8 protein-coding genes and 2 tRNA genes are annotated in these 12,117 nt (G+C 68.5%); 3 read left to right on the forward strand and 7 right to left on the reverse strand.

The window, feature by feature from the left end; genetic code table 11:
* Positions 1-155: 155 nt before the first annotated feature.
* The 7 genes from AC5RVS_RS12735 to AC5RVS_RS12765 form a co-directional block, all read right to left on the reverse strand.
* Positions 156-827 (reverse strand): ATP-dependent Clp protease proteolytic subunit, encoded by a 672-nt coding sequence (locus AC5RVS_RS12735; RefSeq protein WP_493987036.1) that lies wholly within the window; start codon positions 825-827, stop codon positions 156-158.
* A 40-nt stretch (positions 828-867) separates the two neighbouring features.
* On the reverse strand, positions 868-1,482 hold the full coding sequence (locus AC5RVS_RS12740; RefSeq protein ID WP_493987525.1) for an ATP-dependent Clp protease proteolytic subunit: 615 nt from the start codon (positions 1,480-1,482) through the stop codon (positions 868-870).
* Between the two features lie 446 nt (positions 1,483-1,928).
* Positions 1,929-3,353, reverse strand: coding sequence for a trigger factor (gene tig / locus AC5RVS_RS12745; RefSeq protein WP_493987035.1), 1,425 nt, complete (start codon positions 3,351-3,353; stop codon positions 1,929-1,931).
* A 54-nt stretch (positions 3,354-3,407) separates the two neighbouring features.
* Positions 3,408-3,480 (reverse strand) — tRNA-Pro (locus AC5RVS_RS12750).
* A gap of 138 nt (positions 3,481-3,618) precedes the next feature.
* Positions 3,619-3,689 (reverse strand) — tRNA-Gly (locus tag AC5RVS_RS12755).
* 260 nt (positions 3,690-3,949) lie between these two features.
* Positions 3,950-4,849, reverse strand: coding sequence for an Fpg/Nei family DNA glycosylase (locus AC5RVS_RS12760; protein ID WP_494108415.1), 900 nt, complete (start codon positions 4,847-4,849; stop codon positions 3,950-3,952).
* 14 nt (positions 4,850-4,863) lie between these two features.
* Positions 4,864-5,337: a ribose-5-phosphate isomerase gene (locus AC5RVS_RS12765; protein ID WP_494108416.1), complete on the reverse strand. Its 474-nt coding sequence runs from the start codon at positions 5,335-5,337 to the stop codon at positions 4,864-4,866.
* A gap of 151 nt (positions 5,338-5,488) precedes the next feature.
* Here AC5RVS_RS12765 and glsA point away from each other — a divergent pair, with 151 nt between their 5' ends.
* From glsA to pepN, 3 genes are all read left to right on the forward strand, one after another.
* Positions 5,489-7,267, forward strand: coding sequence for a glutaminase A (glsA, locus tag AC5RVS_RS12770; protein ID WP_494108417.1), 1,779 nt, complete (start codon positions 5,489-5,491; stop codon positions 7,265-7,267).
* 293 nt (positions 7,268-7,560) lie between these two features.
* A complete protein-coding gene (locus tag AC5RVS_RS12775; protein WP_494108418.1) occupies positions 7,561-9,159 on the forward strand; it encodes a glycosyltransferase in 1,599 nt (532 codons plus the stop codon).
* A 262-nt stretch (positions 9,160-9,421) separates the two neighbouring features.
* Positions 9,422-11,974 carry an aminopeptidase N gene (gene pepN, locus AC5RVS_RS12780; protein WP_494108682.1) on the forward strand — a complete coding sequence of 851 codons (2,553 nt, stop codon included), beginning with the start codon at positions 9,422-9,424 and terminating at the stop codon, positions 11,972-11,974.
* Positions 11,975-12,117: the final 143 nt, after the last annotated feature.

Below are 12,117 nucleotides of genomic sequence, written 5' to 3' on the forward strand. Positions count from 1 at the left end.
CGCGCCGCCCGACTATTGCCGGGCAGGCACTGCGCTGCCGAGGCCAGCTGACAACAACTCTAATTCACTGCGCCGACAGTTTCAGTAACAACACTGCCCGTGGTGCGATATGACGCGCCACGGGCAGTGCAGGCATTGAGACTATTTTACGAAACTTACTTGGTGATCGCCGGCTTGTGGATCTTGCGGGAATCGAGCACCTGGTCGATCAGTCCGTATTCCAAGGCACCCGCGGCCGTGAGGATCTTGTCCCGCTCGATGTCCTTGTTGACCTGCGCGGAGTCCTTGCCCGAATGCATGGCCAGCGCGTCTTCCAGCCACTTGCGCATCCGCATGACCTCGTCGGCCTGGATCTGGAGGTCGGAGGCCTGTCCGTGCTCGCCGCCGCCCAGCGCCGGCTGGTGGATCAGGACGCGGGCGTTCGGCAGCGCCAGCCGCTTGCCCGGCGTACCCGCTGCCAGCAGCACCGCCGCGGCGCTGGCCGCCTGGCCCAGGCACACGGTCTGGATCTCCGGGCGGATGTACTGCATGGTGTCGTAAATCGCGGTCATCGCGGTGAACGACCCGCCGGGCGAATTGATGTAGATGGTGATGTCGCGGTCCGGGTCCGTCGACTCAAGGACCAGCAGCTGGGCCATGACGTCGTCGGCGGAGGCATCGTCGACCTGGACGCCCAGGAAGATGATCCGGTCCTCGAACAGCTTGGTGTAGGGGTCCTGGCGCTTGAAGCCGTAGGGCGTGCGCTCCTCGAACTGGGGCAGCACATAGCGGTTCTGCGGCATGTTGGCGGCGAAACCGCCGGCAGCGGCACCGAAGTTGTAGTCCATGAGATTCTCCTGCTTGTATTCGGGTCGGTGGCGCGTGGGCTCAGGAATCCTGGGAGGCGGAGCCGCTCTGGGTCCCGCCGCCGCCGGAAACGCCGCCGGCGTGGGCCGAAATCTTGTCGAAGAAGCCGTAGGCCAGGCCTTCCTCGGCCGTAAACCACTTGTCGCGGTCGTTGTCGATCAGGATCTGCTCCACCGACTGGCCGGTCTGCTCCGCGGTCAGCTCGGCCATGACCTGCTTCATGTGCAGGATCAGCTCGGCCTGGATCTTGATGTCGGACGCCGTGCCGCCGATGCCGCCGGAGGGCTGGTGCATCAGGATGCGTGCGTGCGGAGTGGCGTAGCGCTTGCCCTTGGTGCCCGAGGAGAGCAGGAACTGGCCCATGGAGGCCGCCAGGCCGGTGGCCACGGTCACCACGTCGTTCGGGATGAACTTCATGGTGTCATAGATGGCCATGCCGGCGGTCACCGACCCGCCGGGCGAGTTGATGTAGAGGTAGATGTCCTTCTCCGGGTCCTCCGCGGAGAGCAGCAGCAGCTGCGAGCAGATGGCGTTGGCGTTCTCGTCGCGGACCTCGGAGCCCAGCCAGATGATGCGCTCTTTGAGCAGGCGGTTGTAGATGTAGTCTTCGCGGCTGGCCGCATCGACCGAAGCCATTCTCGGAGTGGCGGATTCATTCGACATGCTGAAATACCTCTCGCTTCTTCCCCGGGCACTACCGTCACCGGTGGCCCTAAGGTCGTTTACCTACTTGGACAGTAACGTGTTCCGCTGCCCGATTCCTCCCGCACGGCGCGCTGTTCGCTGACGGCGCATCAGGCCTGTGATGGCGCGGGAAAGCGCTCTGCCTCCAGCAGAAATAACGACGGCGGAGCCCCCTTCGGCGGGCATGCCCCGACCGGCGGCGGGCTTGGTTCCACCGGCACCGTCGCCGCCCATCAGGGAGGGAAACCCGCGCACCGGAGCCGGGCACCGGCGTCGTCCGTGGAACTTAAAGCGGCGGACCGCCGGTCCCCCAGCCGTGGGCGTTAAAGCGGCGGACCGCCGGTCCCCGTAAAGGGGATCCGGCGGTCAGTCCGTGCGGCAGCAGTACCTGCTGCTGCCTACTTCTTCTCGGCGTCGGCGGCCGGGGCTTCCTCGGCTGCCTCGTCGGCGGCCGGGGCTTCCTCGGCGGATTCCGCGTTGGCGGCTTCGGCCTCGGCGGCCTGGATCATGTCTTCGACGTTGGGCTCTTCTTCGCCGGCGGGGCGGACAAAGTCGCTCAGGTCCACCTCGGCACCGTTGGTGTCGGTGACCTTGGCCAGCTCCAGCACCTTGGCCAGGGCCTTGCGGCGGCGGACCTCGCCCACCATCATGCCGACCTGGCCGGACTGGTCCAGCAGCTGCGCGAACTGGTTCGGGTCCATGCCGTACTGTCCGGCGGAGGAAACGATGTAGTCGATCAGTTCGGCCTGGCTGACGCCCAGCTCTTCCTTGTCGGCCACGGCGTCCAGCACGATTTCGTTGCGGAAGGCCTTCTCGGTGTTCTCGCGGACCTCGGCGCGGTGCTCCTCGGTGTCGTGGTCTTCACCGTGGCTGTTCTCCGGGCGGAAGTGCTGTTCCATCTGCTCTTCGACGACGGAGTCCGGAACCGGAACCTCGACCAGTTCCATCAGCTTGTCCAGCACCTTGTCGCGGGCCTCGACGCCCTGCTCCATGACCTTGGCGTCGGCGGCCTGCTTGGCCAGGTCTTCCTTCAGCTCGGCGATGGTGTCGAACTCGCTGGCCAGCTGGGCGAAGTCGTCGTCGGCCTCGGGAAGCTCGCGCTCCTTGACGGCCTTGACCTTCACGGTGACCGTGGCGTCCTTGCCGGCGTGCTCGCCGCCGGCAAGCTTGGTCTCGAACGTGGCGTCCTCGCCGGCGCTCAGCGCGGTCACGGCCTCGTCCAGGCCCTCAAGCATGGTGCCCGCGCCGACCTGGTAGGACAGGTCCGCGGCGGAGTCGACCTCTTCGCCGTCCACCGTGGCGGACAGGTCCATGGTGATGAAGTCGTCGGCAACGGCCGGACGGTCAACGGTCTTCAGGGTGCCGAAGCGTCCGCGCAGGTCGTCCAGGGCCTTCTGGATGTCTTCCTCGGAAGCCTCGGTGGCTTCGACGGTGACTTCGAGGCCGGAGTACTCAGGCAGCTCGATTTCGGGGCGGATGTCAACCTCAACGTGGAAGGCGAGCTGGCCCTCGGTGGCGGCCGGGTCGGGAACCTCGGTGATTTCAACCTCGGGGCGGCTCAGCGGGCGGATGCCGGTCTCTTCGATGGCGCCCTGGTAGAAGCCGTTCAGCCCCTCGTTAATAGCCGTCTCGATCACGTAGCCGCGGCCCACGCGCTGGTCGATCAGCTTCGCCGGAACCTTGCCCTTGCGGAAGCCGGGAACCTGGATCTGGCTCGCGATGGTCTTGTACGCCGCGTCGATGCTGGGCTTGAGTTCCTCAAAGGGGACCTCAACATTGAGCTTGACCCGGGTAGGGGTGAGGTTTTCGACAGCGCTCTTCACAGCGTTAGAACTCCTGATAGCTATTGGGGTTAAATCTGCACCAAGAATACAGAGTCGGGGCGACAGGACTCGAACCTGCGATCTCCTGCTCCCAAAGCAGGCGCGCTAGCCACTACGCTACGCCCCGTAGTGCACACGCAAGTCTACGGGCATTCGCGGCCTGCTGCACAATCCCCGTGCAACCGGACGCCGCCGGCACACGTCGCATGACTGCATCGGCTGCGAACAGAAAAGGCGGCCCGTGCTGGGCCGCCTCCCTGACGCGAGGGGATGACGGGAATCGAACCCGCGTAATCAGTTTGGAAGACTGAGGCTCTACCATTGAGCTACATCCCCGAGGACGATGAAACTTTAGCACGAGGGCGGGCCCGTTCGACAAATCGGGCGGACGCCGGTGCCGCGGAAACCATCGCCCCTACCCCGTCTCCTCCATGGCAGGGTTAAGCGTCGAGAGCAGGGGCTATAGACCCTGCCCTCGCAGATAAACCCTGCCCTCGCCGAAGATTCGGGTGGGCCGCGTGGACGCGCCGGCGTCGCAGGCAGGCAGGCTGCGGCACGACGAACCAGGCCTGCAGCAACCCTGCGGCCCGAACCCCTCAGGCCCGCTGGCAGGCCGGGCACCAGTACAGGTTGCGGGCGGCCATCTCAGTCACGGCGACCGGTGTGCCGCACAAGCGGCACGGCATCCCCTGCCGCTTGTACACGTAGTGCGCGTTGTCCGGCCAGACCGGCAGCGACCGGCCGGCGTCGGCATCGCGGTGTTCGGGGCGGGTGGTGATGATCTTGCCGTCGCGGACCCCGTCGCTCATGACCTCCACGATGTCCGCCCACAGCAGCCCCGCCTCCGCCGGCGAAACCTGTTTGCCGGGCAGCCACGGGTTCAGGCCGCGGCGGAACAGGGTCTCCGCCCGGTAGACGTTGCCGACCCCGGCCACCACGTTCTGGTCCATCAGCAGCTGTCCCACCGCGGTGCGCTTAGAGGTCAGCCGGCGGACGAACTCGGCACCCCGGTCCGCCGCATCCTGCAGCGGGTCCGGCCCCAGCCTGCCGACGACGGCGGACGCCTCCCCGGGCGTGAGCACCTCGCAGGCGGTGGGGCCGCGCAGGTCGGCCCAGCCGTGGTCGGACACCAGCCGGACGCGCACCTGGCCCACCGGCTCCGGCGGGCCGGCGTACGTGACCGGGGCACCGTCGTCGTACGATTCCTGCTCCCCCACCCGGCGCGGCGCCCCGATGCTGGAGGCGCCGCGGAAGCTCTCATCCCCGCCGAAGTCCCACGCCCCGTAGAGGCCCAGGTGGACGCGCAGGACGAGGCCGTTGTCGAACTCCAGGAAGAGCTGCTTGCCGTGCGCGCGGGCGGCCAGCAGCCTCGCCCCGTCGAGCCGGGCGGCGCCGGCGGAAAACCGGCCCTGCGGGCTGGAGACGGCCAACCGCTCGCCGGCGAAAACGTCCTGGAACTGGCGGGCCAGGCGGTGGACTGAATGGCCTTCAGGCATGACCGGTTCCCTGATCAGGCGGGGACGTCGCCGGTGGTCTCGTAGGAGGCGATCTTGCCGATCCGGCGGACGTGGCGCTCGGCGTGGGAGAACGGCTCGGCCAGGAACGCCTCGATGATGGCGGTGGCTTCCTCGACGCTGTGCTGGCGGCCGCCGACGGCGACGACGTTGGCGTCGTTGTGCTCGCGGGCCAGCTTGGCGGTGTCCAGGTTCCAGGCCAGCGCGGCCCGGATGCCCTTGACCTTGTTCGCCGCGATCTGCTCGCCGTTGCCCGAGCCGCCGAGCACGATGCCCAGCGCCTCCACCCCGGCGGACTGGTCTTCGACGACGGCCAGCGCGGCGCGGATGCAGAACGAGGGGTAGTCGTCCTCGGGATCGTACGCGGCGGGGCCGTGGTCGACGACGTCGTGGCCCTGGCCGGCCAGGTGGTCGATCAGGTGGTGGCTCAGTTCCAGGCCGGCGTGGTCGGTGGCAATGTGAACGCGCATGTACGGTCCTTCTGTGGCGTGCGGGGAGGAAGAATGGCGGCTTCCAGCCTACTGGAGCAGGGCCGGCGACGCGTCTTCGCCCCAGCCATCCCGCCGTCCCGGCGCGCCGCTCCCCCTATCGGGCCGCGCCCGCCGTCGATAGTGTGCCCCTATGGAGCCAGTGATCAGTGACTACCTCGAGTCCGTCCTTGCCGGTCTTGCCGGCAACACCGAAGGGTCCCTGGCCGGCGGTCCGGAAGAGCTGGGGATCGAGGATCCGGATCTGCTCGCGCTGAGCATGACGATGGCGGACGGACGCACCTACGAGGCCGGCGATACGGGGTCCGAATTCTCCATCCAGTCGATCTCCAAGCCCTTTACCTACGCCCTGGCGCTGGCCGAGCACGGCTTCGAGGACGTGCGGGAGAAGATCGACGTGGAGCCGTCCGGGGATGCCTACAACGAGATCAGCCTGGAGGCGGATACCGGCCGGCCGCGCAACGCGTTGATCAACGCCGGGGCCATCGCCGCCTCCGCCCTGGTGGTCGACCGCTACGGTGACGAAGCCTTCGAGCGGCTCCGGACGACCTATTCGGCCTACGCCGGACGCGACATCAGGATGGACCCGAAGGTGTATGAGTCCGGGCTCCGTACGGGTGACCGCAACCGGGCCATCGCCTACCTGCTGAAGAGCCAGGGCGTGATCGAACACGACACCGAGGCCGCCCTCGACCTGTACTTCCGGCAGAACGCACTCAGCGTCACTTGCCGTGACCTGGGGATCATGGCGGCCACCTTGGCCAACCGCGGGGTCAACCCGATCACGCGCGAGGAGGTCCTGACGCCCCGGATAGCCGAGCACGTGCTCAGCGTGATGACGACCTGCGGCATGTACAACGATGCCGGCGACTGGGTGGCGGGCATCGGGCTGCCGGCCAAGAGCGGGGTCAGCGGCGGCATCCTGGCGGTGCTGCCCGGCCAGCTGGGGCTCGCCGTCTTTTCGCCGCGGCTCGACCAGCACGGCAACAGTGTCCGCGGCACCGAGGCGTGCCGACAACTCTCGGCGGAGCTGGGACTGCACTTCATCCATGCCGCCCGCAGCGCCCGGTCCACGATCCGCGCCGACTACGACCTGGCTGGGAAACCGTCGCCGCGGGTTCGCCCGGCGCCGGAGCTGGCCGTGTTGGCCGAGCACGGGCACACGGTGCGGTTCCTCGAGGTCCACGGCGACATGCTCTTTCCCGAAGCGGAGACAGTCATCCGGATGTCCGCCGACTTGGCCGCGACGCATGAGGTCCTGGTGATCGACATCAGCCGGCTGGACGAGCTCGGCAGCCGCACCAAGACCATGTTCCTGCGGCTGCAGGAAACGTCGGATCCCTGCCTGCTGATCTTCGTGGACCCGTCCCGGTTGCTGTCCGCGGAAGAGGCCGGCACGGGCGACCGGCCGACGGCGTTCCCGTCCCTGGACGCTGCCGCCCAGTGGTGCGAAAACCGCCTCATCGACCGGTACGGAGGACAGCCGGCGGCCGGCGGGCGGCTGCAGTTGCAGGATCACCCCGTGGTCGGCTCCCTGCCCGCCGGCGAGCGCGAGACGCTCGCGGCCTATCTGGAGCGGCGGACGTACGACGACGGCGCGGCCATCGTTGGCGAGCCAGGCGCGGGCCTGGTCCTGGTCATGGAGGGGCAGGCACGCACGGCCGCCACCGATCCCGGGGACAATCACGCCGCCCGGTATTTCTCCGCCGGAACCAGCTTCGGGGGCCTCGGCGGAACTCCGCCCCGGACCCACGTCCAGGCCGAGGGGAAGGTCATCGTGGAGGTACTCACGCCGGAGGGTTATGCGCGCCTGCGGCAAGATTCCCCGGGCACGGCCCTGCTCTTGGCCGAACGGCTGCTGGAAACCGCGGCGGAGCAACACGACCTCGCCGTGGCGGCCGCCCAAGGCTGACCGGCGGCACGGCCGACAGAGGCTGACCGGCGGCAGGGCCGACAGAGGCTGACCGGCCGCGGGCAGGACTGACCGGCGGCGCGGCGCGCACGAACTGACGGGCGGCGCGGCGCGCAAGGCTGACCGGCGGCGCGGCGCCCAGGGCTGGGCGGCGGCGCGGCGCGCAAGGCTGACCGGCGCGGCGCGCGGCGCGCTCGTTAGCTGACTCGGCGGCGATCCCGCCGTCGTCCGCCCCTTTACTAGCGCCCGGCTGGCCGCAACAATGGCGGCATCCCTGACGACAGGATGCCACCGTGCCGCTCACCGTCCACTTCCCCGTCAACACCCTGGCGCTCAAGCGCGGCGGCCTGGTCAAGGCAGTGCGCACCCGGGCCAACACGCTGGCCCGGAACGGGGCGGCCGAACAGATCTGGATCGAGGTGTTGGGCCTGCAGCACCGGCTCGCCAGCGATGTGGCCGGCCTCAAGGCGGACGGCCATCTGCATCCGGAGGTCGGGGTCCGCAGCGTCCTGTACGGGCTGGATCCGAGCCCCGGGACGGAAACCCGCCAACCGGCGCAGCCTCCGCCCGAGGATGACTACGACATCGTGCCGGTGGGCAACTCCGGGCTGGCCTTCGGGTACTTCCGCGACGGGATCCAGGACTCCTACGTGCGGTTCCACCCCGAAGGCACGGTGGCCGCCGTCGAACAGCTTGCCCCCAACCGCGCGCGGCTTCGCCGGGAGGAGATGGACGAACAGGGCCGCCTGGTGCTGGTCCAGCATTTCCAGGAGTCGTCCAAGACGCCCACCGCCCAGCGCCTGATCGGCCGCGACGGCCGCTGCTTCCTGACCATCACGCACCATCCCGGCTCGCCCAAATGGGGGCGCAGCTACCTGTTCGACCGCGTGGCCCGCGACGACGGCGATGCCCTCACCTTTGCGGACCCGGGCGAGCTCTACCGGCACGCCTTCGAACAACTGCTCGCCGGTGAAGACGCGCCGGTACTGACCTCTGAATTCCGCGAGAACCTGAATAACCTGCCCGGCCGGAACCTGGACGATGTGGTCGGCAGCGTCAGGCATCCGAACCTGCGGCGCATCGCCGCCGTGCACAGCAACCACCTGGAGCCCCCGTACGTGGCGGGATCCGGTGTCAGCCGCAACTGGCGCCGGCTGTTGGACAACCTGGACGCCTGGGACGGCGTGGTGCTGCACACCGATGCTCAGCGCGAAGACATCGCCGCCGAATTCGGCCACGCCGACCGGCTTCACACCATCGGCCAACTGGCGCCGCCAGAGCAACCGGAGCCGCCAGGGCAGCCGGAGCCGGCGGGACAGCCCGGGCAGCCGGAGCCGGGCCACGCCACCGATCCGAACCGGCTGGTGATGGTGGCCCGGCTGCACCCGAAGAAACGGGTGGACGAGGCGATTCGGGTGTTCGCCCTGGTGCACGACTCCAACCCCCGGGCCCGGATGGAGGTCTTCGGCTTCGGTTACGGCGACGAGGAGGAAGGAGCGGTCAAGGCGCTCATCGACGAACTGGGCGTCGGCGCCGCGGTCAGCTTCCCGACTTTCACCAACAGCCCGGCGGACATCTACGCCACCGCGTGCGCCACGGTGCTGACGTCGGCGTCCGAGGGCTTCCCGCTGATCCTGCTGGAGAGCATGTCCTTCGGCGTGCCGGTCGCCGCCTACGACGCAAACTACGGCCCGCGCGACGTGATCCGGCACGGCGAGAACGGCTTCCTGGTGCCCTTCGGCGACCGGCAGGCGCTGGCCGACGGCCTCCTGGCGCTGATGCGCGATCCGGAACTGCGCTCCCGGTTCGCCCAATCCAGCCGCGAAACCCTCCAACGCTTCGACGAACCCGGCTATGTCTCCGCCTGGACCAAGGTCCTCGCCGGCGGCTGAGCCGTCCCGCGGCGCTTGGCCCCGGCTCCGCGCCACGGACGCTGGGCGCGGGCCACGCGCCCGGCTCACGATCATGTGGCGCCGGCCGCCTCCGCCCGCAACTATTCGCCTTTCTTGCCGCAACTGCTGCGCACCACCCCGCTGCGGTGAGACAATGGCCACATTGTGCAAGGGTTGTTTCATATCGGCGTCCCGCCACGCACACCGTCCGGTCCCGCCCAGCCGGGACACCTAAGTACTTCTGGAGGCGAACTTGCCAGGTTTGAATCTCACCCGTGACGAAGCGCGCGCCCGCGCCGAACTGCTCCGCGTGGAGTCGTACGACGTCACGCTGGACCTCACCCGCGGCGACAAGGTCTTCGGCTCGCGCACAGTGGTCACCTTCACCGCCACGCCGGGCGGCTCCACGTTCATCGACGCCGTCACGGACACCGTCCGCTCGGTCACGCTCAACGGCAAGGCGCTGGATCCGGCCGAGGTCTCCGACGGCGTGCGCATCCAGCTGCCGGACCTCGCGGAGCACAACGTGCTGGAGATCGACGCCGACGCGCTCTACATGAACACCGGCGAGGGCCTGCACCGGTTCGTGGACCCGGTGGACAACGAGGTCTACCTCTACAGCCAGTTCGAGGTCCCGGATTCACGCCGCATGTTCGCCGTCTTCGAGCAGCCGGACCTGAAAGCGGCCTTCCGCTTTACCGTCACCGCGCCGTCACACTGGGACGTCATCTCCAACTCCCCCACCCCGGCCCCCCGGAACATTGGTTCCACGGACGACGGCGGTGCGGCCGCCACCTGGGCGTTCGAGCCCACCCCGCGGATCTCCTCCTACATCACCGCGCTGATCGCCGGCCCGTACCAGTCCGTGCGCAGCGAGCTGACCAGCTCCGACGGCCGCACCATCCCGCTGGGCGTGTTCGCGCGCAAGTCGCTGATGCAGTACATGGACGCGGAGAACATCTTCACCCTCACCCGGCAGGGCTTCGAGTTCTACGAAAAACAGTTCGGCACCCCGTACCCCTTCGCCAAGTACGACCAGCTGTTTGTGCCGGAGTTCAACGCCGGCGCCATGGAGAACGTCGGCGCGGTCACCTTCCTGGAAAACTACGTGTTCCGCTCCCGCCCCACCAATGCCATGGTGGAGCGCCGCGCCATCACCGTGCTGCACGAACTGGCGCACATGTGGTTCGGCGACCTGGTGACCATGCGCTGGTGGAACGACCTGTGGCTGAACGAGTCCTTCGCCGAATTCATGTCCACGCTGGCGGCCGCCGAGGCCACCGAATACAAGGGCGCCTGGACCACGTTCGCGTCGATGGAGAAGTCCTGGGCCTACCGGCAGGACCAGCTGCCCTCCACCCACCCGATCACCGCGGAGATCAAGGACCTGGAGGACGTGCAGGTCAACTTCGACGGCATCACCTACGCCAAGGGCGCCTCCGTGCTGCGCCAGCTGGTGGCCTGGGTGGGCCAGGAGGAGTTCATGGCCGGCGTCCGCGAGTACTTCGGCAAGCACGCCTGGGCCAACACCGAGCTGGCCGACCTGCTGGGCGAACTGGAAACCTCCAGCGGCCGCGACCTGAAGGACTGGTCCGCCAAGTGGCTGGAGACCGCCGGCGTGAACACCCTGCGTGCGGAGATTTCCACCGACGACGGCGGCGCCATCACCTCGTTCGCTATCCTCCAGACCGCGCCGGAAGGCTACCCGACCATCCGCCCGCACCGGCTCGCCGTCGGCTTTTACAACATGGACGACGCCGGCAAGCTGGTGCGCACGCACCGCGAGGAACTCGATGTTGACGGCGAGCGCACCGAGGTGCCGCAGCTGGCCGGGCTGGCCCGGCCCGCGCTGGTGTTGCTCAACGACGACGACCTGGCCTACGCCAAGATCCGGCTGGACGAGGTGTCCCTGGCCACCTCCAAGAGCCACCTGAAGGACTTCACCGCGTCGCTGCCGCGCACCCTGGTGCTCGGCTCGGCCTGGGATGCCACCCGCGACGGCGAGACCCCGGCGCGCGAATACGTGGAGCTGGTGCTGAACAACATCGCCTACGAGACGGACTCCTCGGTCGTGCTGGTGCTGCTGCGCCAGCTGGCCACCACGCTGACCTTCTACGTGAACCCGGACGACCGCAAGCGGCTGACCATCGCTGCCGCCGACCGGCTCTGGGAACTGGCCGGAGAGGCAGCCGCGGGTTCCGATTCGCAGCTGCAGTTCGCCAAGGCCTTCGCCGTGCACGCCCAGACCGGCGGGCAGCTGGACACCGTGGCCGCGCTGCTCTCCGGCGAGCGCACGCTGGAGGGGCTGACCGTCGACGCCGACCTGCGGTGGGAACTGCTCACCTCGCTGGTGGCCGGCGGCCGCTTCGGCCAGGCCGAGATCGACGCCGAACTCGAGCGGGACCAGACCGCCACCGGCCAGCGCGCCGCGGCACTGGCGCAAGCCGCCATCCCCACCGCCGAGGCAAAAGCGGCAGCCTGGGAATCCGTCGTCGTCAAGGGCGAACTGCCCAACGCCACCCAGCAGTCGGTCATCGCCGGCTTCACCCGCGTGCATGACACCACGCTGCTGGAGCCCTACGCCGCGAAGTACTTCGACGCCATCGAAGACATCTGGACCACCCGCACGCACGAACTCTCGCAGCAGATCGTCGTCGGCCTGTACCCGTCGCAGCTGTCCACTCGGGCCACCGTGGACGCCACGGACGCCTGGTTGGAGTCCCTCGCAGACCGCTCTCCCGCCCTGCGCCGCCTGGTGCTGGAAAACAAGGACGGCATCGTCCGCGCCCTCAAGGCCCAGGCCGCCGACCGGTAGCCCGAAGAGCGTCGTCCCACACCGACCTGCTGCCCGCCGAAACACTCGTTTCGGCGGGCAGCCCCGTTGAGGCGTTCTCCCCCCGTTCACCACCGCGACATCTGCCTCCCCTACGGTTCATGAGCATTCCCGCGAGGTGCTGC

The organism is Arthrobacter sp. Y3221048, assembly GCF_059092685.1.

Excerpts from the sequence above, each read along its gene's own strand:
- AC5RVS_RS12735 (WP_493987036.1), bottom strand. The coding sequence starts at position 827 with ATGGACTACAACTTCGGTGCCGCTGCCGGCGGTTTCGCCGCCAACATG.
- AC5RVS_RS12740 (WP_493987525.1), bottom strand. The coding sequence starts at position 1,482 with ATGGCTTCGGTCGATGCGGCCAGCCGCGAAGACTACATCTACAACCGC.
- AC5RVS_RS12760 (WP_494108415.1), bottom strand. The coding sequence starts at position 4,849 with ATGCCTGAAGGCCATTCAGTCCACCGCCTGGCCCGCCAGTTCCAGGAC.
- AC5RVS_RS12765 (WP_494108416.1), bottom strand. The coding sequence starts at position 5,337 with ATGCGCGTTCACATTGCCACCGACCACGCCGGCCTGGAACTGAGCCAC.
- glsA (WP_494108417.1), top strand. The coding sequence starts at position 5,489 with ATGGAGCCAGTGATCAGTGACTACCTCGAGTCCGTCCTTGCCGGTCTT.